The organism is Brevundimonas sp. AC546, from assembly GCF_979258305.1.
In genome coordinates this window covers 699,954-721,805 of the sequence record NZ_OZ409849.1, presented here as the reverse complement: position 1 = coordinate 721,805, position 21,852 = coordinate 699,954, and the positions used below count along the sequence as shown (strand labels likewise).

Here is a 21,852-nt window from a genome sequence, read left to right as displayed (position 1 = left end):
TGCAAGGCTGGGCTCATGAAAGCTCTCGCCTATGTCGCCACCGCCATCGCCCTGACCAGCGCCCTGTCCGCCTGCACCGACAGCAAGCGCGCCCGCAACGACGCCACCTGGAGCGACAAGCCGGCGGACATCACCTGCTGGACCTATGGAGTCGAGAACTTCAAGGGACGGTCGACCGGCAAGGTCGAGTATGACGATGGCGGCCGGATCTCGTTCGTGGACGCGGCGAACAATCGCTACACCACCATCGATGGCGATTGCCGCGTCGTCTACACCCAGCCGGCGAAATGAGGGGGAGTTAGCGGCAGGCCGCTTTGGCTTCCTCAGCGATCTGATCAGCGATAGCTTCATCGATCGGACCCAATAGGACCTCGGACCCTAGACTGTGCCCTCGGCCGTCATGCGAGACGAAGCGGACGCGGTCCGGGGCCAAAACACCGGATGCAGCCCGGCGTTGGTGCTCTTCTCGAACCTGAGAATCCAGGCTGCCGTAATGCAGCATCATGGGTGCACCCCATGCAGCGAACATTGAAGCGATGGGCCTTTCGTCCGTGAACCAGGACTTCCACCAGCCATAGCTGAATGCCGGAGTCTGAGCACTGGGGTAGGGAGCGTCGTCGGCTTGGGCCAGGGCGGCGGTTTTAGCTTGTTCGTACATTGTCGTCTGCACCATTCGCACCAAGGCGATTTCCTCGGCGCTCCAGGCGCCGTCGGGCTGGAGGAATGGCTCCAGCCGGCCGAAGACGCCGGAGGGCGTGGTCTGCCAGTTCCTGCGGACCTCATCGTTGGTGACGACGCCGTCGCGGTCTTCGTCCATCATCAGAAGCGAATCCGCATCCCGACCCGTCGATTGCCATTTGACGGCGGAGATCTTGCTCTCCAGGGGTGCGCCCATGCCAATGATCAGGTCGGGTGCAGGCTGATTGCCGCGATCCGCGATGCCGGCGACGTGAACCGCGCCCTCGGAATGGGCGAAGATAACCACGCATCTGGCGTTTAGGCCGGCCGAAGATCGGGCCCACGCCAGGACCGCTTCGGTGTCCAGGCTCAGATTGTCAGCCGTGACGCCGGGGATGGCCTGGGCGTCTACAGCCGAGGCAGGCGGAGCGCCGTAAATCACGCCGCGCCGATCATAGCGGACCGCGGTCAAGCCGCGTGCGGCGAACCTCTGGCCCAGATCCTTGAAGACGGCGTCCCTCGACGTTCCCGAGCGGCCGAACTTCATGTCACGATCAAAGGCCCCGGTGCCGGCAACCAGTATGACGGCCCCGACCGGATCACCTGTCGGAGTGTCGGTCACGCCGTTCAGCACATAGCCGTCGGCCGAGTTGACCGAGAAGGGCTCGGGGGCGGTTTCTGCCGCGGTGAGGGCGGCCATTACAGTCCAGAGTGCAAGCACGACGTTCCCCCATTTAAATGGTCATCTGAACGGACGCGCGGTCTTCATGCAAGCCTGGAGTGTGTTGGGGGCGGAGATCGAAACCTCCGCCCGGGTTCGATCAGCGCAGCGAGGCGGCGAAGCGCTGGATGCGGGTGCAGGCTTCTTCCAGCACGGCGTCCGAGGTGGCGTAGCTGATGCGGAAATAGGGGCTGAGGCCGAAGGCCTCGCCCTGGACCACGGCCACGCCCTCTGCGTTCAGCAGTTCGGCGGCGAAGGTGGAATCACCGTCGATGACCACGCCGGTCTCCGTCGTCTTGCCGATCAGGCCGGCGATGGACGGATAGACGTAGAAGGCGCCCTCGGGCGTGGCGCAGGTGATGCCCGTGGCCTGGTTCAGCATCGAGACGACCAGGTCGCGGCGTTGCTCGAAGGCGGCCTTGCGTTCAGGGATGAAGTCCTGGGTTCCGTTCAGGGCCTCGACCGCCGCCCACTGGCTGATGCTGGCGGGGTTCGAGGTCGTCTGGCTGGCCACCTTGCGCATCAGGTCGATCAGCGGCTTGGGACCGCCAGCGTAGCCGATGCGCCAGCCGGTCATGGCGTAGGCCTTGGAGACGCCGTTGACCGTCAGTGTACGGTCGATCAGATCCGGGGCCACCTGGGCGATGGTGGTGTATTCGAAGTCGCCATAGACGAGGTGTTCGTACATGTCGTCGGTCAGCACCCAGACATGGGGGTGGCGACGCAGGACCTCGGCCAGGGCTTCCAACTCGGCGCGCGTATAGGCGGCGCCGGTGGGGTTGGAGGGGCTGTTCAGGATCAGCCATTTCGTGCGTGGCGTGATCGCGGCCTCCAGCACGGCGGGCAGCAGCTTGAAGCCGTCCTTTTCCTCGCCGATCACGGTGACGGGCTCGCCGCCGGCCAGCAGCACCATGTCGGGATAGCTTACCCAGTAGGGCGCAGGCACGATGACCTCGTCGCCGGGGTTCAGGGTGGCGACCAGGGCGTTGAAGATGACGGGCTTGCCGCCCGGCGCGACGTGGATGTTCGCCGCCGTGTAGTCGAGGCCGTTCTCGCGCTTGAACTTGGCGACGATGGCGGCCTTCAGCTCGGGCATGCCGTCGGCGTCGGTGTATTTGGTCTCGCCGCGATTGATCGCGTCGATGGCGGCCTGTTTGATATTTTCGGGGGTGTCGAAATCTGGCTCTCCCGCGCCCAGACCGATCACGTCGCGACCCTCGGCTTTAAGCTTTCGCGCCTGGGCGGTCACGGCGATGGTGGCCGAAGGCTTGACGCGGGCGAGGGCGGAAGATTGCAGGCTGGACATGACTATCCCGTGGGTTTTGGAAGATTCTTGCCTGGGGAGGGCGGGGTTGTTTACGCGCGGTCGCGGCGCGGGACAATGCGCTGACGCTCGCCAATGCGCAGAGGGGGTGATAAGCGGCGCCTCTGATGCGCTGGATCATCGATTTCCTGTCGAACATGGAGGCGCGTCGCTGGCGCGCCGTGCTGGCGACGGCGCTGCTGCTGGGCGCGATGATCGCCCTGTTCGCCGTGGGCAAGAGCCAGCTGGGGCTGGAGGCCGAGGGACGGCTGGAGGACTGGCTGGCGGGGTTCCGTCAGGGGCCGTGGGGCCTGGTCGCCGCCATCGTGGTGTTCACCGTCTCGGCCTTCTTCGGCGCGCCGCAGTTCATATTGATCGCCGCCTGCGTCGTGGCGTTCGGACCTTGGTTCGGGTTTCTCTACAGCTGGATCGCCACCGTGGTGTCGGCGGGCGTCACCTATTGGCTGGGGCGCGGGCCGACGGCGAGGCTGCTGGAACGGCACGGCGGTCGGACGGTGGGACGGCTGACGCGGTTCGTCGGCAAGAACGCCTTCTACGCCAGCTTCATGATCCGAAATGTGCCCTCGGCGCCCTTCATCGTCGTCAACATGGCGTTCGGCGCGGCGCGGGCGTCGTTTCCGGGGTTCCTGACGGGCTGTGCGCTGGGTGTCTTGCCCAAGACGGCGCTGGTCGCCTTCTTCGGCGGGTCGTTCATGACGGCGGTCAGTGGTGATGGGATATGGACGTCGGCCATCCTGGCGGGCGTCGCGCTGGCCTGGCTGGTTCTGATGCTGGTGGTGCGTGAACTGGTGAAGCGGCGCGAGATTGCGCGAGGAGATTGAGATGCTGAAGCTGTATTATTCGCCCGGCGCCTGCGCCATGGCCTCGCATATCGCGCTGGAAGAGGCGGGGGCGGAGTATGAGGCGGTCAAGGTCGATCTGAAGAGCGGCGAGCAGAAGACGCCGGAGTATCTGGCGATCAATCCGGCGGGCGTGACGCCGGCCCTTGTGACGGACGAGGGCGTGCTGACCGAGAACCTGGTCATCATGGGATACGTCGCTCAGACCTATCCAGAGGCGAAGCTGGCGGACAACCAGTCCAGCTTCCACTTCGGCAAGATGCAGTCGTTCAACGGCTTCCTGGGCGCGTCACTGCATCCGGCCATCGCGCGCGCCATGTTCGCTAGACCGCCGTTGGAAGGCGAGGCCAAGGAGGCAGCGCTGGAAGCCGCCCTAGTCAAATATCGGCTGGTGGAGGACGCGCTGTTCAAGGGGCCGTGGGCGATGGGCGACACCTATACGGTCGCTGACGGCTATCTGAGCGTCTTCACGCGTTGGGGGCGTCAGGCTGGCTTTCTAGATACGGCGCGCTTTCCGAAACTGAACGATCACCTGGATCGTATTCAGGCGAGACCGGCAGTTCAGCGGGTTCTGGCCGCCGAAGGATTGTCCGCCGTCTGACGATCAGGCGTTGCTGGATGAGAGACCGCTTGTCCCCCATCCACAGGCCCGCTGCGCGGCTGTGCCGATATGATATGACGAGACTGTCATCGGGGCTTGTATTCCCGGTTTCATACAGGCACACCCGCCGCTAGTAGGCGTGGCGAAGACGATCAGGAACTGCCCGGCGTGGGGATGTCAGGGCAGTTGGGGCGTCGCCAAGTCGACTGAGACAATCTAGACGCCCTGCCAGCTAACAACGGTATCGATTCCCATGAGCTTCTCCCTTTTCGGCGCGATCTCCAATGACATCGCGATGGACCTGGGCACCGCCAACACCCTGATCTACATGAAGGGCAAGGGCATCGTCCTGAACGAGCCGTCGGTCGTGGCGCTGCGCAATGTCGGGGGACGCAAGGTCGTTCACGCCGTGGGCATAGAGGCCAAGCAGATGCTGGGCCGCACCCCCGGTCACATGGAGGCCATCCGCCCCATGCGTGACGGCGTCATCGCCGACTTCGAAGTCGCCGAAGAGATGATCAAGCACTTCATCCGCAAGGTTCATAACCGCAAGGGTTTCGTGAACCCCAAGATCATCGTCTGCGTGCCGTCCGGCGCCACGGCGGTCGAGCGTCGCGCGATCAACGACAGCTGCCTGAACGCCTCGGCCCGCCGCGTGGGTCTGATCGACGAGCCGATGGCCGCTGCGATCGGCGCCGGCCTGCCGATTCACGAGCCGACCGGCTCGATGGTCGTCGACATCGGCGGCGGCACGACGGAAGTCGCCGTCCTGTCGCTGTCGGGCATCGTCTATTCGCGCTCGGTCCGTGTCGGCGGCGACAAGATGGACGACAGCATCATCAGCTACATGCGTCGCAACCATAATCTGCTGATCGGCGAGACCACCGCCGAACGCATCAAGAAGGACATCGGCACCGCCCGTATCCCGGCCGACGGCGAAGGCTTGTCGATCGAGGTCAAGGGACGCGACCTGATGCAGGGCGTGCCGCGCGAAGTCCGTATCTCGGAACGCCAGGCTGCCGAAGCCCTAGCCGAACCGGTCACGCAGATCATCGAGGCCGTCAAGGTCGCGCTGGAAGCCACGCCGCCGGAACTGGCCGCCGACATCGCCGACAAGGGCATCATGCTGACGGGCGGCGGCGCTCTGCTGCGCGGCCTGGACGTCGAGATCCGCGACCACACCGGCCTGCCGGTCTCGGTGGCGGACGATCCGCTGTCGTGCGTCGCCATCGGCTGCGGCCGCGTGCTGGAACACCCGCGCTGGATGAAGGGCGTGCTCGACTCCGCGCTCTGATCCGTTCATCGCGGCCAGGCGAGAGCTTGGCCGCAAATCCTTGTCAGGCCTGCGTGATCGAGGTTCCATTCCGGCCTTGATCCTGCGATAGGCAGGCTGAGCGGCAGGGGGCGTCCTGCCGATTCCAACCCTTTGAGTGGAAGGTCGCCCGTGGCGTTTCGCGACGGCCCTTTTGAAAACATCAAGGTGCCGCTGGCGTGGACCGCTGCGGTAGTCGTCGTCGTGGCTGTCATCGGGGCGATCGTCCTGTTGCTGGGCGACCGAACGACGCCCGAGGGCGGCTCCAGCATGGGCGCGGCACGGGGCGGGTTCGAAGCGGCGGCGGGGCCGGTCGGCGGCGTGTTCGCCGCCCCGGTGCGCTGGGCCGGGGCGGCTCGCGACTATGTCGGCGGCTACTTCTTCGCCGTGGGCGAGAACCGTCGCCTGAAGGCCGAGATCGTAGAATTGCGTGGCTGGCGCGACGAAGCGATTGCACAGAAGAACGTCAATGGTCGTTACGAGGCCCTGCTGGGTCTGCGCACCGAGCCGGCTGTCGCCATGGCGACGGGACGGGCGATCTCGGATGCACGCGGGCCGTTCAATCGGGCCAAGCTGCTCGACGTGGGTTCGGCCAAGGGCGTGCGGATCGGCAACCCGGTAGTCACCGAACATGGACTTGTCGGACGGATCACCGGCGTGACCAGCGGCGTCAGTCGGATGGTTCTGCTGACGGATGTGGCGTCGCGCACACCGGTCATGATCGAGCGCACCGATGCGCGGGCCATGCTGACCGGCGATGGCGGCGATAGTCCGCGCCTGGAGTTCATTCGCGGATCGGGTTCGATCCAGGCGGGCGACAGAATCCTGAGTTCGGGCGATGGCGGCGGTTTGCCGCGCGGTCTGCCGGTAGGGGTGGCGGCCAAGGGCATCGACGGCGCCTGGCGTGTGAAACTGTTCAGCGATCACGGCGCGGTGGACTATGTCCGCGTGCTGCTGTTCCAGACGTTCGGCCAACTGGTCAGCCCCGACGCCCTGAACGCACCGCCGCTGGCGGGCCTGACGACGGCTCCGGAGCCGAACGCGGCCGAGGTCGGGGCCATCCGCGACGCCGCCGCGCGCCGTCTGGCGGCGCAGCAGGCCCAGGCCGAACGTGCTCGCGCCGCCGCGGCTGTTCCCGTCACGCCGACAACTGCGCCGTCAACGACGGCCAGCGCCGCACGGCCTGCGGCAACGTCGAGACCAGCCGCTACACCGCCTGCGCCTGCTTCGACGCCGCCGGCCTCGACGGATGTGCCGGGGGGCGTCGCGTGAGACGGCCGGTCGCGGTCCGCGTCGTCGGACCTCTGCAGTGGATCGTCTATCCGGCGCTGATCGCCATCGCCGCCACGGTCCTTCTCGCCACACCGATCCAGATGTTCGGCCTGCATTTGCCGGAGCCGGTCATTCCGATGGTGCTGGCCTTCGCCTGGCCGTTGATCCGGCCGTCGATGACGGCGCCGGCGGTGCTGTTTCTGGTCGGGCTGTTTCTCGACCTGTTCTGGAATGCGCCCTTTGGCTTGTGGGCGCTGTGCCTGATGGCGGTCTATGGGACGGTGCTGCTGTCGCGCAATCTGCTGGCCGGGCATGAGGGGCTGATCCGCTTCGGGGCCTATGCCGCCTGCACCCTGGGCGCCTTTCTGCTGGCCTATCTGGTGGTGACGATGCGAGCGACGAATGCGCCGGCTCTGCTGCCGCTGTTCCTGCAGATCGCGCCCACGCTGCTGCTGTTTCCGATCGCCAACTGGATGTTGGAGCGGTTCGACGACGGGGATATTCGGTTCAGATGAGCGGCGAACCCTCCATCTTCTTTGCGGACGTCAACGAGCGGCAGGGGTCGTTCCTGCGGCGGACCTTCGTGCTGGGCGGCGCGGCGGCGCTGGGCATCACGGCGCTGATCGGGCGGCTGGGCCAGCTTCAGGTCGTGCAGGCCCAGGAATATGCGACCCTGTCGTCGCAGAACCAGTTCAACTTCCGCATGGTCCCGCCGCCGCGCGGCCTGATCAAGGATCGCAACGGCGTCGTCATCGCCGGCAACCGTCCCAGCTTCCGGGTGCTGGTCGTGCGCGACGAGACCAAGGATCTGGACCAGACGCTGGACCTGCTGGGGCGGGTGCTGCCCGATACGCTGGAGCGGCGACGCGCCATAATCCGCGACGTCAATGCGGCGTCCAAGTTCAACCCCGTGCCGGTCAAGAGCGACCTGACCTGGGAAGAATTCGCCAAGGTCAACCAATACGCCAACGAGCTGCCGGGCGTGATGGTCGATATGAACGAGGCGCGATACTATCCGTTCGGCGGGTCGTTCGCTCACGTCATCGGTTATGTGGCCAAGGTGTCGGACCGCGACGTCAAGGCGATCCGCGACAAGGGCGAGCAGCCGCCGGCCCTGTTGTTCAACCCCAGCTTCCGCATCGGACGGCAGGGTGTCGAAAAGGCATTGGACCTGTCGCTGCGCGGTGAGCCGGGCGGCAACCGGGTCGAGGTGGATGCCCGCGGGCGCGTGGTCGCGGAGGATATCGGCGGATCGCGGCCGGCGGTTGCTGGCAAGGAAGTCATCCTGACGCTGGATGCCGATGTGCAGAACCGGGCGTTGGAGGTGTTCGGCGACGAGTCCGGCGCCTGTGTCGTCATGGACGTGCGCAACGGCGACATCCTGTGCATGATGTCCGCGCCGTCGTTCGACCCGAACCTTTTCGTCGGCGGGGTCCCAACCAAGACCTATCGCGCGCTGGCGGATTATGAGCGCAAGCCTTTGCTGGACAAGACGATCAACGGGACCTTCCCGCCGGGATCGACCTTCAAGCCGACGACGGCGCTGGCTCTGCTTGAGGCGGGCGTCGATCCTAACATCACGGTCTTCTGCTCAGGCTCGTATCGGACCGGCAACAGAACGCAGCGGTGCTGGGGTCGTCACGGGGTGCAGAACATGCACAACGCGATCAAGAACTCCTGCGACGTCTATTTCTACGCCATGTGCAACCGCGCGGGCGTGGACAATATCCGCAAGGCCGGGCTGGCGGTCGGGTTCGAGCACACGTTCGACATCGGGGTGGATAACCAGAAGAAGGGGCTGCTGCCCTCGACCGAATGGAAGGCGCGCACCTTCCCGCGCGATCCGGTCTGGCATCCGGGCGAGACGACCTCGGTGGCGATCGGGCAGGGGGCGATCACGGTCAATGCGCTGCAGTTGGCGGTCATGACCTCACGCTTGGCGAACGGCAAGAAGGCGCTGCAACCACGCCTGATCAAGTCGATCGGCGGCGTCGAACAGCCCAGCGGCGCCGAGGCGCCCGATCTGCCATTCAAGCCCGAACATATTGAATATGTGCGCCAGGGCATGATCGCCGTGGCAAACGATCGATCCGGCACGGCCTATCGTCAGAGCCAGCTCGGGCTGGGCGACATCCAGATGGCGGGCAAGACCGGCACGGCCCAGGTCCGCAACTATGGCACCGGGTCACGCAAGAGCGAGATCTGGGCGCTAAAGGACCACAACCTGTTCGTCGCCTTCGCCCCGGTCGATGCGCCGAGATACGCCGTCGCCATCATCGTCGAACACGGCGGCAAGGGCGGGGCGACCGCCGGCGCGCCGCGCGCCCGCGAAGTGATGCGCACGGTCCTGCTGAAGGATCCCGACATGCGGGCGCGGATCGAGCGGCCGTTGCCGCCCGAACCGACCGGCGCCGCCATCGTCGAGGATGGCGTGGTCGGCGCTGCGCCCGAGCCGGATGTTGTGGCGACGTCTCAAGCCGCTCGATCTGCACCCACGACGACCAGCGGGCCGCGTCCTTATTTGTCCGAGCCTGGCCGTTGACCGCCTCGGCGCTTTCACGGCCCGGCGAGCGCGAACGCGTCTCGACCAAGATCGGCCAGATCGACTGGCGGCTGACGGCGCTTCTGTGCGTCGTGTCAGGCACCGGCGCACTGATGCTGTATTCGGTGGCGGGCGGGTCGTGGTCGCCGTGGGCGGCGAAACACCTGATCCGTTTCGGCATGTGTCTGGCGCTGATGCTGGCGCTGTCGATGATCAACATCCGCTACTGGTTCGCGTTGGCCTATCCGATCTATGGCATGGCGCTGTTCATGCTGGCCCTGGTCGAGACGCCGCTCGGGTATACTGCCTTGGGGGCGACGCGCTGGCTGGACCTGGGCTTCACCCGCATTCAGCCGTCCGAGATCATGAAGATCGGTGTCGTTCTGGCGCTGGCGCGCTGGTATCACGGCGCCTCGGCCAAGGAGGCGAGCTTTCACTGGAAGCTGATCTTCCCGGTCGGGATCATCGGCTTGCCGTTCCTGCTGGTCGCGCACCAGCCCGACCTGGGGTCCGCCATGCTGATCGGCATGACGGGGGCGGCGATCATGTTCGTCGCCGGGCTGAGCTGGCGAATCATCCTGCCCCTGATCATCGCCGCAGCCGTGCTGGTCCCGCCCTATGTGATGTTCGGCATGCACGATTATCAGCGCCACCGCGTGCTGACCTTCCTGAACCCCGAGGCCGACATGTCGGACAAGGGCTATCAGATCGTGCAGTCCAAGATTGCCATGGGCTCGGGTGGACCGCTGGGGCGGGGGTTCGGCCTAGGCAGCCAGAGTCAGCTGGAGTTCCTGCCCGAGCGCCAGACCGACTTCATCTTCGCCGCCTTCGCCGAGGAGTTCGGCTTCGTGGGCACCTTCACCCTGCTGGCCTGCTATGCGGCCATCATCCTGATCTCGCTGAGGATCGCCTCCCTGTCGCACAGCCACTTCGGGCGATTGGCGGCGTCGGGGGTAACGGCGACGTTTGCGCTGTATGTGCTGATCAATGGGGCGATGGTGATGGGGCTAGCGCCCGTGGTGGGCGTGCCGATGCCGCTGCTGTCCTACGGCGGCACCGTCATGCTGACCGTCATGATCGGGTTTGGCCTGGTGATGGCGACGCGGGTTCACCGCTACGCCGAACTGCCCAAGGGCCACGGGCTGATCTGACGTTACGTCAGCTAAGTGATCGGCATTCAGGTTTCGCTTTCTAAGGCGAGGATTTCCCGGATAAGGTCGCTTCCAACGATGTCTCGCATCGGCTTCGGTCGATCAGCGACGCACGCCATGGGAGACGATGGATGACCGAGCTGGAGCAATTCCGCGCCGAGACGCGCGCCTGGCTGGAGGCGAACTGCCCGGCCGAATGTCGCGGGCCGATGGCCGACGACGAGATGATCTGGGGCGGGCGCGACGCCACGTTCAAAACGCCGGCGCACAAGCTGTGGCTGGAGCGGATGGGCGCGCGCGGCTGGACGGCGCCGGAGTGGCCGGCGGAATACGGCGGTGGGGGATTGAGCCGCGAGGAGGCCAAGGTGCTTGCTTCCGAACTGCGGCGCATCAAGGCGCAGCCGGCCTTGGCGAGTTTCGGGGTCTGGATGCTGGGCCCGGCGCTGCTGGCGTTCGGGACCGAGGAGCAGAAGAAGCGGTTCCTGCCCGAGATCGTGCGCGGAGAAATCCGCTGGTGCCAGGGCTATTCCGAACCGGGCGCCGGGTCGGATCTGGCGGCCATCCAGACGCGTGCCGAGGATCGGGGCGACCACTGGATCGTCAACGGTCAGAAGATCTGGACCTCATACGCCGACAAGGCCGACTGGATCTTCTGTCTGGTGAGGACAGACCCCGACGCGCCCAAGCATACGGGGATCAGCTTCGTGCTGTTCGACATGAAGACGCCGGGCGTCACGACGCGGCCGATCACCCTGATCAGCGGCAAGTCACCCTTCTGCGAGACCTTCTTCGACGATGTGCGGGTGGAGAAGGAGAACCTGGTCGGGACGCTGAACCGGGGCTGGGACGTGGCCAAATATCTGTTGGCGCACGAGCGGACGATGATCGGCGCCATGGGCGAGGTCGGCGGCGGGCGGCCCGTGGGGCAGGTGGCGATGGACGCCATCGGCGCTGATGAGGCCGGCCGACTGGACGAGCCGATGCTGCGCGCCCGGATCGCGGATCTGGAGATCGATGCGGCGGCCTTCCGTTTGGCCATGGAGCGGGTCGGGGATCAGGTGAAGGCCAAACAGGCGCATCCGGCCATCGCCTCGATGCTGAAATACTATGGGTCCGAGCTGAACAAGCGGCGCCACGAACTGCTGATGGCGGCGGGCGGCGCCGATGCGCTGGAATGGGAGGGCGAGCGGTCGCACGACGGCAAGACGGCGCGCGACTGGCTGCGCACCAAGGCTAATTCCATCGAGGGCGGCACCAGCGAGGTTCAGCTGAACATCATCGCCAAACACCTGCTGCAACTGCCGGGAGCCTAGAGCCCCTCCGTCACGGCGCAAGATGCGCCGCGCCACCTCCCCATCGCTTCGCGACAGGGAGGAGACCGTCTCCTCCCCACGTCAATGGGGAGGGGGACCACGAAGTGGTGGAGGGGTTCTTCCGCCACACAGCCCTGGGACCCAAATGCCGCTGATCCTGACCGAAGAACAGACGATGTTGCAGGATGCCGCCGACGGCTTCCTGAACGAGCAGGCGCCGATCGCGCATATGAGGAAACTGCGGGACGGACGCGACGCCGACGGGGTGTCGCGCGACCTGTGGCGCGCGTTCGGCGAGATGGGCTTCGCCGGCGTCATCATTCCCGAGGCGCTGGGCGGCATGGGGTTGGGCGCCGTCGAGGCGGGCGTGATCGCCGAGAGCCTGGGGCGCACCCTGACGCCGTCGCCGTATCTGGGATCGTCGATCCTGTCGGCCAAGGTGCTGATCGAGGGCGGATCGCAGGCGCAGCAGGCGTGGCTGCCCAGGATCGCGGCGGGCGAGGCCATCCTGGCCCTGGCGGTGGACGAGGGCGCCAAACATACGCCGTCGCGGATCACGACGCGGGCCGAGCGGGCGGGTAATGGTTTCAAACTGAATGGGGCCAAGGCTTTCGTGCTGGACGGCCATGTGGCGGACGCGGTGATCGTGGTGGCGACGGCGGATGAGGGAACGACATTGTTCCTGGTCGATCCGGCGACGGCGGGGGTCGCAGTCGAACGCACGATGATGGTCGATGCGCACAACGCCGCGCGGATCACGCTGAACGACGTGGCGGTCGACGCCGATGCGGTGATCGGCGCGGTCGGGGGCGGGGAGGCGTTGCTCGACGGCGCGCTGAGCCTGGGGCGGGCCTGTGCGGCCTCCAGCCTGACGGGCGCGGGCGATCAGGCGTTCAAGACGACGCTGGACTATCTGCGGACCCGCAAACAGTTCGGCAAGCTGATCGGCGAGTTTCAGGCGCTGCAACACCGGGCCGCGCACCTGTTTTCCGAACTGGAGCTGGCGCGGGCGGCGACCATCGGTGCGCAGCTGGCTATCGACGAGGCGCGCGAGGATGCGTCGCTGGCGGCCTCCATCGCCAAGGCCAAGGCCGGGCGTGTCGCTGAGCTGGCGGTGCAGGAGGCGGTTCAGATGCACGGCGGCGTCGGCATGACCGACGAGTTCGACGTGGGCCTGTTCATGAAGCGGGTGCGGGTGCTGAACGAACTGCTGGGCGACGCCGGTTTCCACGCCGAACGCGTGGCGCGGGCGCAGGGGTTCTAGGTTCGGCTCTGGCCGGCCTTCTCGCTCCACAGGTCCAGGTCCGGCTCACGGCCGATCAGGGCCAGGCCGGCGGCGATGGATTCGAACTCGCCGCCGGTCTCGATCCGCTCGGAGCCGAAACGGCTCTGGAAGATGGCGCGCACGGCCGGCACGAAGGAGGTGCCGCCGGTCAGGAAGACCCGGTCGATGGCGTCGGGGGCCAGGCCGCTGCGGGCCATGGCCTCGTCCACGGCGCCTTCGATGGCGGCCAGTTCCGGTGCGATCCAGCGTTCGAAATCGGCGCGGGCGACCGGCTTTTCGATATGGACGCCGCCGGCCTGGAACAGGAAGGTGGCGGTCTCGTCGGCCGACAGGGCCATCTTCAGCGTGGAGACGGCGCGGTAGAGGTCGTGGCCGTGGTTGTCGTCCAGCACCTCAATCAGACGCTCGATCTTCTCCGGCTCCAGGGCTGTGCGGGCCAGGGATCGGATGTCGCGCATGTCCCGCGAGGCGCGCAGCAGGGCCAGTTGGTCCCAGCGCGCGAAGGCTGAATAATAGCGTTGCGGGATCGGCAGTTGTTTGCCGACCGAGCTGTAGAGACCGCCCTTGCCCAGTTCGGGCGAGACCAGCTGGTCGATGATCCGATAGTCGAAAGCGTCGCCCGCCACGCCGACGCCCGAGCGGGCCAGAGGCGTCGAGCGCAGGCCGTCGTCCGTCCGCTCGAACCGGATGATGGAAAAGTCGCTGGTGCCGCCGCCGAAATCGGCGACCAGGACCGTGGCGTCCTCCTTCAGCTGACGCGCGAAATAGAAGGCGGCGCCGACCGGCTCGTGCGCATAGCGGATGTCGGTGAAGCCCAGCCGCTCGAACGCCGTCTGATAGCGCGACAGGGCCAATGTCTCGTCGGGATTGCCGCCCGCGAAGGTGACGGGGCGGCCGACGATGACGGCGGGCGGGGTGTTCGCCAGTTCGTCGCCCGCATGGTGACGCAGACGCAGCAGGAAGGCGGCCAGCAGATCCTCGAACGCATAGCGACGGTTGTCGATACGGGTCTCGGTGAACGCGGCGCTGGCGGCGAAAGTCTTGAACGACTGGATGAAGCGGGTTTCCAGCGGGTCCTCGACATAGGCGGCGATGGCCCAGGGACCGGCCTCGACCACGCGCTCGGGCGGCTGGCCGTCCACGCCCTGATGGATCTGGAAGCTGAGCGCCGAGCGGAAGGTGGTGGTCTGGCCCTCGACCGCGTCGAAGGTCACGAGTCGGGCGAGGCCGTCCGCATCGGTCAGGGCGACGACCGTATTGGTCGTGCCGAAATCGATCCCGATCGTCATCGGTTTCGTCGCCGTCATGGCAGGGCTCCAGGCAGGGGAGCCGGGTTCCTAGCGTCAGGCGGGGCAATAGCAAGCGTAAATGAGGTCAGGGAGAGTTGATGATGGCGGATAGCGACGGCCGGAAGTCGGTGACGTCTCTTACCCACGTATCACCAGCAACCTCGCTAGTCTTGAAGTAGCCCCCCAGCGCGGGCGCGGGTCAACAAATACGAAACAAACGCGGCGCAAGCACCTAACATGAATAAGGCATCGGCTTCGTCGGCGGAAGGACTGTCCTGGAATACGAGCGCATGGCGAACGCCCTCTTCGTCAGATGAATAGCCATATAGCTTGGCGAACGCTGCCTTTAGACCTGCGTGGAGGTGACCTTTTCCAGCGAGGACGGCAAGCGCATCATTAAGTGTGTCTTTTGATGGGGCGAGCACTACGGCGATCGACTCCACCGCATGAATACTGTTTCTAATGCTTCCGCTCCAATCACCCCTTCGAAGGTCGGAGGATGCGCCAATCAAGTGATGAGCCGCTCCGGGCGCGACGCCTTGGCTTGCGGTCACAGCTTTGGAAATGGCTTCGGCCTCAACTGGGGTTCCTACTGCAGAAACTGTTTTGCCGTCTAAGATTCTGTACGCCGACCGTCCCTGAACAAGTGAATCGGTTAGTTCCGTGACTAGCTCACTTGGGCACAAAGGATGTTGCAGCACGAACTCAACGTAGTCGAACAAAAATCCAATTTTGCCCTCCATACATAGTCGATGAAGAATGGATCGTTGCGCCGACAAATCGTTATTGAATTGCGAAATGTTCTTTTGAAAGAACTTGACGTGGGTGTCAGTTAAAAGGCGCTTCCACGGATCTGTTAGATACGCAGACATCGTTCCGTATCCGGCCGATTCTTCTAAGCTATTGTCGAATGCATAGTGCAAACGGTTGCGCAGTTCAGGAGTCAGCACGCCTAACAGCAGTTGCGGTGGGACAGTAGCTAGTCCGTTACGCTGCGAAAAAGTATGGGGCGGTTCGTTAATCACGTCATCGCCTTTCAGTTTTGTGCTCATAGCGTTGCCGCCGGAGCCCTCCATGTTCGCCGTCAATCACGAATATTGAAGGATGACAATAAGAACGATTATGCGGTCGAACCGTAATAGCTTGCACTTGGCGGAAGAGGTGGGATTCGAACCCACGGACGGCTCTCACCGTCGCTGGTTTTCAAGACCAGTGCCTTAAACCGCTCGGCCACTCTTCCTTGCCGCCGGAGCGGAGGCGGACGCCATAGCAGGCGAACGGGTCATTAACCAAAGCGGAAATGTCTTCGGCCATCCTGTTTTCGTATTTTTGACGAGGCGATCGATGACGTGTGGACAATGGGTGCGCGGCGCTCTGATCCTGGGGCTGTTCTCGCTGCTAGCCGCCTGTTCCAGCGTGGGTGGCACCAGTGTGAGCGGGACGCGCGGCGAGGCGCGTCTGCCCGTGGTCAAGGATCCGGCGCCGATCGTGTCGGGGACGATGCGGCCGTATCAGGTGCGCGGGCGCTGGTACACGCCCAAGGAACAGCCGGAATACGAAGAGGTCGGGATGGCGTCCTGGTACGGCGACGCCTTCAACGGGCGGCCGACCTCGACCGGCGAGCGGTTCGACATGCATGCCCTGACGGCGGCGCACAAGACGCTTCCTCTGCCCGGTCTGGTCGAGGTGACGAACCTGGACAATGGGCGGCGGCTGGTGGTGCGGATCAACGACCGGGGGCCGTTCGTGGACAGCCGGATCATCGACCTGTCGCGCGAGGCGGCGACGGAACTGGGGATGCTGTCGCAGGGCGTGGGACGGGTGCGAGTGCGCTATCTGGGCCGAGCGCCGCAGGAGGGCGGGGGCACGCTGTTGAGGGCGTCGGCGCCCGCGCCGCGCGTCTCGGCGCCGGTGAGTGCTCCTGTGCAGATGGCCGCCGTCGCGCCGGCTGCGCCCGTAATGGCTGAGGTCTCGACCTATTGGGTGCAGGCGGGGACGTTCTCCGATCAGGGTGAGGCCCGGCGAATCGCCGACAGCCTGAGCGGCTGGGTGCGGGCCGATCTGAACGGCGGACGGTTCAACGTGGTGGTGGGGCCGTGGGACAGCGCCAATGCGGCCGAAGCCGCCCGACAGTCGGTCGTGGCGCGGGGTTACGCGGGCGCCCTGTTGATATCCGGCAACTGATCGCGCGCACGGGCTTGCGCCGGACGGCGCCCGCGCGCCATGAAGGCGCGTGACCCGTGGACAATTCATAAGCTTCGAAGGCGGCGAGGGCGCCGGCAAGTCGACCCAGGTCGGGCGACTGGTCGCACGGTTGCAGCCCGTGCTGGGCGAGCGCAAGGTGGTGCGCACCCGCGAGCCGGGCGGATCAAAGGGGGCGGAGGTGATCCGCAACCTGGTCGTGGCCAACGACGCCGAGCCGTGGTCGGCCATGACCGAGACCCTTCTGATGTACGCCTCGCGTTCCGACCATCTGGAGCGGACCATCCGCCCAGCGCTGGCGGCCGGCGACTGGGTGGTGTGCGATCGGTTCGCCGACAGCAGCCGGGCCTATCAGGGCGCGGGCGGCGGCGTGGCCCAGAGCTTCATCGAACAGATCGACGCGGGCGTGGTCGGGGACGACCAGCCGGACCTGACCCTGGTGTTCGACCTGCCGGTCGAGGTGGGGCTGGAGCGGGCGTTCGGGCGGGGCCTGTTCGAGACGCGGTTCGAATCGAAAGGCGTCGAGTTTCACCAGAGACTGCGCGAGGGCTTCCTGCGCATCGTCGAGGCCAATCCCCAGCGGTGCGTGTTGATCGACGCCGTGGGATCGCTGGACGAGGTCGAGGCGCGGGTGTGGCGGGCGGTTCAGGGCCGGCTGCTGTGAGCGAAAACCATCCCCGCGACCGGTTCGATCTAGTCCCCGATGCGGCGGCGGAAACGGCGTTTCTGGACGCCTGGGAGCGGGGGCGTCTGCACCATGCCTGGCTGCTGTGCGGGGTCGAGGGGACGGGCAAGGCGACCTTCGCCTATCGCGCGGCGCGACGGCTGCTGGGGGCGGCGGCCGATCCGGCGCGCGGGCGGCTGGGCGCCGGGCGCGACGATCCGGTCAGCCGGCTGATCTCGGCCCAATCGCATCCCGACCTGCTGGTGCTGGAACGGCTGGTCGAGGGCGGGAAGACCAAGAAGTCGATCTCGGTCGATCAATCGCGCGAACTGCCCGAGTTCTTTTCCAAAAGCCCGTCGCAGGCCCAGTATCGGGTGGCCATTATCGACGCCGCCGACGATCTGAACCTCAACGCCGCCAATGCCTTGCTGAAGGTTCTTGAGGAGCCGCCCGAGCGGGGAGTGCTGTTTCTCGTGACCCATGCGCCGGGGCGGCTGCTGGCTACCATCCGATCGCGGTGCCGGCGGCTGAGCTTTCCGATCTGGACGCCGGATCGGCTGGAGACCTTGGTGCGCAATCGGACGGGGGCCGAGCCGGACGACGCGGAACATGCGGCGATAATGGCGGGCGGTTCGCCGGGCGCGGCCCTGGCCCTGGCGTCGGGCGCGACGTTCGAGATGGATCAACTGGCGCGCCGTTGGGTCGAGGGCGCCGTGGACCGGGCCGAGGCCCTGGCCATCACCGACAAGTTCCGCGGCGCGGAGGGGCAGGAGCGGTTCGAGACCCTGATGGACCGGCTGATCGCGGCGGTGCGGATGCGGGCCCTGAGCAGCCCGGCTGGCGCGGGGAACCGCTGGGCCGAGCTGTGGGAACGGCTGCAGCCCCTGCCGGAGCGGGCGGCGGGGCTGAACCTGGACAAGGCCGATGTGCTTGCCGGGGCGCTGGCGGACCTGAGGCGGGTCCAGGGCCAGCAGGAGCGGATGGGCTGATGCTGATCGACAGTCATGTGAACCTGCACGCGCCCCAGTTCGACGAGGACCGGGACGACGTGATCGCCCGGGCGCGCGAGGCGGGGGTCGGTCTGATGGTCGAGATCTCGGACAAGCTGGCGACCTTCGAGGCGACGCACGGGATCGCCATGGCCAATGACGACATCTGGTGCACGGTCGGGGTGCACCCGCACGAGGCCAAGGATGCGAGGGACCTGACGGCGGCGACCCTGATCGATCTGGCGCAGCGGCCCAAGGTGGTCGGAATCGGCGAGTGCGGGCTGGACTTCCACTACGACTTCAGCCCGCGCGAGACCCAGACGGCGGTGTTCCGCCAGCATGTGGCGGCGGCGCGCGAGACAGGCCTGCCGCTGGTGATCCATACGCGTGAGGCGGATGATGTCATGGGGGCAATCCTGCGGGAGGAATACGCCGCCGGGTCGTTCAAGATGTTGATGCACTGCTACACGAGTGGCGCGGAACTGGCGAGAATTGCTACGGAACTGGGGGCGTGGTTCTCGGTGTCGGGCATCGCCACATTCAAGGCTGCCGGGGATGTGCGGGCGGTTATCCGCGACATGCCGGCGGACCGTATCATCGTCGAGACAGACTGCCCCTATCTGGCGCCTATCCCGCACCGGGGGCGGCGAAACGAGCCGGCCTATGTCGGCCATGTGTTGGACAAGCTGGCTGAGATCCGGGGCTGGAGCGCCGAGGAGGCTGACCGGATCACGACCGAGGCCTTCTTCGGCCTCTTTGACCGGATACCGAGACCGGCATGAGTTTCGAGGTCGTCATCCTGGGCAGCGGATCGTCGGGCGGGGTGCCGCGCGGCGACGGTGACTGGGGCGCGTGCGACCCCGCCGAGCCGAAGAACAGGCGGACGCGCTGTTCGATGCTGGCGAGGAAGATGGGGCCGGAGGGGGTGACCAACGTCCTGATCGACACCTCGCCGGACCTGCGCGAACAGATGCTGGCCAGCGGAACGAAGCATGTCGATGCGGTCCTCTATACCCATGACCACGCGGATCAGACCCACGGGATCGACGACCTGAGAACCTTCGCCGCGCGGGCGAGGAAGCGCATCCCGGCCTGGATGGATGAGGCGACGCATGGGTCACTGACGCATCGGTTCGACTACATCTTCGAGAGCAAGTTCGGCTATCCGCCGCTGCTGGACGGGCGGATCATTCCGCCGCATGGCGTGGCCTGGTCGGTCGAGGGAGCGGGCGGGGCGATCCCTGTCACGACCTTCGACCAGGCGCACGGGCCGATCCGGTCGGTGGGTTATCGGTTGGGCGACATGGCCTATTCCAGCGACGTATCCGATCTGGACGAGGCGGCGCTGGCCGCCGTGGCGGGGTGTCAGATCTGGATCGTGGATGCCCTGCGCTATGCGCCGCATCCGACCCATGCGCATCTTGATCGGGCGCTGGAGTGGATCGCCGCCGCCGAAGTGGAGCGGGCGGTGCTGACGAACCTGCATATCGACATGGATTACAAGGCATTGTCCGCGCTTGTTCCCGAAAACGTCGAGGTTGGGTTTGACGGGTGGACGGCGACGATCGGCTAATCCGCGCCGGCCTTATGGCCCTTCCAGTCGAACAGTTCCTCCAGCACCTGAACCGCCTGGCCGCGCTCGGAGGTCAGGTCGGGGTCGCGGTTCATGATCAGGCGGGCGTCGTCTGCGGCGGCCAGCATCAGGGTGCGGTTGCGGATCGGGTCGGCGAAACGGTAGGCGGGGAACCCGCTTTGCTTCAGGCCCAAGGGATCGCCGCCGCCGCGCAGGCGGAAGTCTTCTTCGGCGATGACAAAGCCATCCTCGGTACGGCGCAGGGTTTCGAGACGCTCTTTCGCCGTCTCGCCCAGCGCGCCGTCCTGGCCGCCGTAGAGCAGGATGCAGGAACTGGCTTTCGATCCGCGACCGACGCGGCCCCGTAGCTGGTGAAGTTGCGCCAGGCCGAAGCGGTCGGCGTGTTCGATGACCATGATGGAGGCGTTGGGCACATCGACACCGACCTCCACCACCGTGGTGGCGACCAGAACCGGGATGCGGCCATCGGCGAAGGCGCTCATGACGGTTTCGCGCTCGGCACCCGGCATCTGGCCGTGGGCCAGGCCAATCTCGACGCCCAGCATCCGGCGCAGGTCGTCGGCGCGATCGACCGCGGCGGCGAGATCGATCGCTTCCGATTCCTCGACCAGAGGACAGATCCAATAGGCCTGGGCGCCGCTCTCGACGGCGGTCTTCAGACGGGCAGCAACCTCGCCGATGCGCAGCAGCGGGACGACGGCGGTCGTGACGGGCGTGCGGCCCGGCGGCTTCTCCATCAGGCGGCTGACCTCCAACTCGCCGTACTGGGTCAGTTCCAGGGTGCGGGGAATCGGGGTGGCCGACATGGTCAGCAGATGGACGGCGCCGATGCGCGGGTCGCCCTTGGCCTGGAGCCGCTGGCGCTCGCTGACGCCGAAACGGTGCTGTTCGTCGATGACGGCGAGGGCCAGGCGGTCGAAGCGGACGGCGTCCTGGAACAGGGCGTGGGTGCCGATGGCGACCTTGGCCTGACCCGAGGCGAGGGCCGCCAGCTTCTCGCGCCTCTGGCCGGGGGTGTCGCGTCCGGTCAGTAGGACGGAGCCGACGCCGGCCGTTTCCAGCAGGGGGCCGAGTTTCTCGAAATGCTGGCGGGCCAGGATCTCAGTCGGGGCCATCAGGGCGGACTGGAAGCCGCTGGAGGCCGCGTCGGCCAAGGCCAAGGCGGCGACGGCGGTCTTGCCCGAGCCGACGTCGCCTTGCAGCAGTCGGCCCATCTGCGTGCCGGATGCCAGGTCGCGGCGGATTTCGGCGATGGCCTGAGCCTGGGCGTTGGTCAGGGTGAAGGGCAGGGCCTGGAGCAGATGGTCGGAGCCTGCTCCAGCCGTGATGACGGGCGAGGGATTGATCTCGCGGGCGCGACGGCGACGGGCCAGGGCCAACTGGTGGGCCAGAAACTCGTCATAGGCCAAACGCTGGCGGGCGGGGGCGTCAGGCGACAGGTCGAACTCGCCCGTGGGGGCGTGCAGGGCGTCGAGGGCGGCGCGCCAGGAGAGCCAGTCCTGTTTCTTCAGCCAGGCGGCGTCCTGCCATTCCGGCAGATCGGGAGCGGCGGGCAGGGCGGCCTGAACCAGTTTGCGCAGCTGGCGCGAGGTCAGGCCTTGGGTCGCCGGATAGACGGGTTCGGAGGCGGGGATGTCGGCCGCCTTGTCCAGGGTGACGATGTCCGGGTGGACGATCTGGACCTCGCCATTGAAGCGTTCGACCTTGCCCGAGACTAGCCGGGTCTCGCCGCGCGGCAGAAGGCGGTCGATATGCTGGGGCGAGCCGCCGAACCAGACCAGATGGACGAAGCCGGTCGGGTCGCTGGCGCGGACCTTCAGCGGGGCGCCCGGGCGGCTGGGCGGGAACAGGCGGTCGATGGTCACCTCGAAGATGCCGACCTCACCATCGACGGCGGTTGCGGCCTCTGCCGCGCGGCGAACGATGACGCCGGAGGGGCTGAGGAAGACGAGGTCGCGCACCAGCGGACCCGCCACCTTCTGCACCAGCGGCAGGACACGGGGCCCCACGCCCTTCAGGGTGGAGACCTCGGCGAACAGGGGAAAGAGAATCTGCGGACGCATCGCCGTGAACATA

20 protein-coding genes and 1 tRNA gene are annotated in these 21,852 nt (G+C 66.3%); 15 read left to right on the top strand and 6 right to left on the bottom strand.

Translation table 11 applies throughout. The features are described from left to right. Positions 1-15: 15 nt before the first annotated feature. Positions 16-291, top strand: coding sequence for a hypothetical protein (locus ACZZZD_RS03645; RefSeq protein ID WP_463432743.1), 276 nt, complete (start codon positions 16-18; stop codon positions 289-291). A 7-nt stretch (positions 292-298) separates the two neighbouring features. Here the strand turns inward: ACZZZD_RS03645 and ACZZZD_RS03640 are convergent, their stop codons facing one another. Further along, on the bottom strand, positions 299-1,378 hold the full coding sequence (locus ACZZZD_RS03640) for an alpha/beta hydrolase (RefSeq protein WP_463432741.1): 1,080 nt from the start codon (positions 1,376-1,378) through the stop codon (positions 299-301). A gap of 121 nt (positions 1,379-1,499) precedes the next feature. Next, a complete protein-coding gene (locus ACZZZD_RS03635; protein WP_463432739.1) occupies positions 1,500-2,705 on the bottom strand; it encodes a pyridoxal phosphate-dependent aminotransferase in 1,206 nt (401 codons plus the stop codon). Positions 2,706-2,830: 125 nt separating this feature from the next. Between ACZZZD_RS03635 and ACZZZD_RS03630 the strand changes: the two genes are divergently transcribed. From ACZZZD_RS03630 to ACZZZD_RS03590, 9 genes are all read left to right on the top strand, one after another. After that, the gene (locus tag ACZZZD_RS03630; protein ID WP_463432737.1) at positions 2,831-3,544 is read left to right on the top strand and encodes a TVP38/TMEM64 family protein; all 714 of its coding nucleotides are present in this window, start codon (positions 2,831-2,833) and stop codon (positions 3,542-3,544) included. 1 nt (position 3,545) lies between these two features. Continuing rightward, positions 3,546-4,163 (top strand): glutathione S-transferase family protein, encoded by a 618-nt coding sequence (locus ACZZZD_RS03625; RefSeq protein WP_463432735.1) that lies wholly within the window; start codon positions 3,546-3,548, stop codon positions 4,161-4,163. 253 nt (positions 4,164-4,416) lie between these two features. Further along, positions 4,417-5,457 carry a rod shape-determining protein gene (locus tag ACZZZD_RS03620; RefSeq protein ID WP_017504801.1) on the top strand — a complete coding sequence of 347 codons (1,041 nt, stop codon included), beginning with the start codon at positions 4,417-4,419 and terminating at the stop codon, positions 5,455-5,457. A 150-nt stretch (positions 5,458-5,607) separates the two neighbouring features. Then, on the top strand, positions 5,608-6,747 hold the full coding sequence (mreC, locus tag ACZZZD_RS03615) for a rod shape-determining protein MreC (protein WP_463432732.1): 1,140 nt from the start codon (positions 5,608-5,610) through the stop codon (positions 6,745-6,747). Beyond that, the gene (locus ACZZZD_RS03610) at positions 6,744-7,262 is read left to right on the top strand and encodes a hypothetical protein (protein WP_463432730.1); all 519 of its coding nucleotides are present in this window, start codon (positions 6,744-6,746) and stop codon (positions 7,260-7,262) included. Before mreC ends, ACZZZD_RS03610 begins: the two co-directional genes overlap by 4 nt. Further along, positions 7,259-9,289: a penicillin-binding protein 2 gene (mrdA, locus tag ACZZZD_RS03605; protein ID WP_463432728.1), complete on the top strand. Its 2,031-nt coding sequence runs from the start codon at positions 7,259-7,261 to the stop codon at positions 9,287-9,289. Before ACZZZD_RS03610 ends, mrdA begins: the two co-directional genes overlap by 4 nt. Beyond that, positions 9,286-10,440 (top strand): rod shape-determining protein RodA, encoded by a 1,155-nt coding sequence (rodA, locus tag ACZZZD_RS03600; protein WP_463432726.1) that lies wholly within the window; start codon positions 9,286-9,288, stop codon positions 10,438-10,440. Before mrdA ends, rodA begins: the two co-directional genes overlap by 4 nt. 131 nt (positions 10,441-10,571) lie before the next feature. Next, the gene (locus tag ACZZZD_RS03595; protein ID WP_463432724.1) at positions 10,572-11,753 is read left to right on the top strand and encodes an acyl-CoA dehydrogenase family protein; all 1,182 of its coding nucleotides are present in this window, start codon (positions 10,572-10,574) and stop codon (positions 11,751-11,753) included. Between the two features lie 145 nt (positions 11,754-11,898). Next, positions 11,899-13,017 (top strand): acyl-CoA dehydrogenase family protein, encoded by a 1,119-nt coding sequence (locus ACZZZD_RS03590; RefSeq protein WP_463432722.1) that lies wholly within the window; start codon positions 11,899-11,901, stop codon positions 13,015-13,017. Here ACZZZD_RS03590 and ACZZZD_RS03585 read toward each other — a convergent pair. The 3 genes from ACZZZD_RS03585 to ACZZZD_RS03575 form a co-directional block, all read right to left on the bottom strand. Beyond that, positions 13,014-14,345 (bottom strand): Hsp70 family protein, encoded by a 1,332-nt coding sequence (locus ACZZZD_RS03585; protein ID WP_463432720.1) that lies wholly within the window; start codon positions 14,343-14,345, stop codon positions 13,014-13,016. The two genes, ACZZZD_RS03590 and ACZZZD_RS03585, sit on opposite strands and share 4 nt — an antisense overlap. A 146-nt stretch (positions 14,346-14,491) precedes the next feature. Beyond that, entirely contained in the window at positions 14,492-15,403 is a 912-nt protein-coding gene (locus ACZZZD_RS03580; protein WP_463432718.1) for a hypothetical protein, read from the bottom strand. 74 nt (positions 15,404-15,477) lie between these two features. Beyond that, positions 15,478-15,567 (bottom strand) — tRNA-Ser (locus ACZZZD_RS03575). Between the two features lie 104 nt (positions 15,568-15,671). Between ACZZZD_RS03575 and ACZZZD_RS03570 the strand changes: the two genes are divergently transcribed. From ACZZZD_RS03570 to ACZZZD_RS03550, 5 genes are read left to right on the top strand one after another with little or no spacing between them, the layout of a single operon-like run. Beyond that, entirely contained in the window at positions 15,672-16,511 is an 840-nt protein-coding gene (locus ACZZZD_RS03570) for a septal ring lytic transglycosylase RlpA family protein (RefSeq protein WP_463432716.1), read from the top strand. 49 nt (positions 16,512-16,560) lie between these two features. Next, on the top strand, positions 16,561-17,193 hold the full coding sequence (gene tmk / locus ACZZZD_RS03565; protein WP_463432714.1) for a dTMP kinase: 633 nt from the start codon (positions 16,561-16,563) through the stop codon (positions 17,191-17,193). Then, positions 17,190-18,182, top strand: coding sequence for a DNA polymerase III subunit delta' (locus ACZZZD_RS03560; protein ID WP_463432712.1), 993 nt, complete (start codon positions 17,190-17,192; stop codon positions 18,180-18,182). The genes tmk and ACZZZD_RS03560 overlap by 4 nt, the downstream gene beginning before the upstream one ends. Then, on the top strand, positions 18,182-18,964 hold the full coding sequence (locus ACZZZD_RS03555) for a TatD family hydrolase (RefSeq protein WP_463432710.1): 783 nt from the start codon (positions 18,182-18,184) through the stop codon (positions 18,962-18,964). The genes ACZZZD_RS03560 and ACZZZD_RS03555 overlap by 1 nt, the downstream gene beginning before the upstream one ends. After that, a complete protein-coding gene (locus ACZZZD_RS03550; protein WP_463432708.1) occupies positions 18,961-19,755 on the top strand; it encodes an MBL fold metallo-hydrolase in 795 nt (264 codons plus the stop codon). The genes ACZZZD_RS03555 and ACZZZD_RS03550 overlap by 4 nt, the downstream gene beginning before the upstream one ends. Here the strand turns inward: ACZZZD_RS03550 and recG are convergent. Then, a complete protein-coding gene (recG, locus tag ACZZZD_RS03545; RefSeq protein WP_463436070.1) occupies positions 19,752-21,839 on the bottom strand; it encodes an ATP-dependent DNA helicase RecG in 2,088 nt (695 codons plus the stop codon). The genes ACZZZD_RS03550 and recG overlap by 4 nt on opposite strands. Positions 21,840-21,852 lie beyond the last annotated feature (13 nt).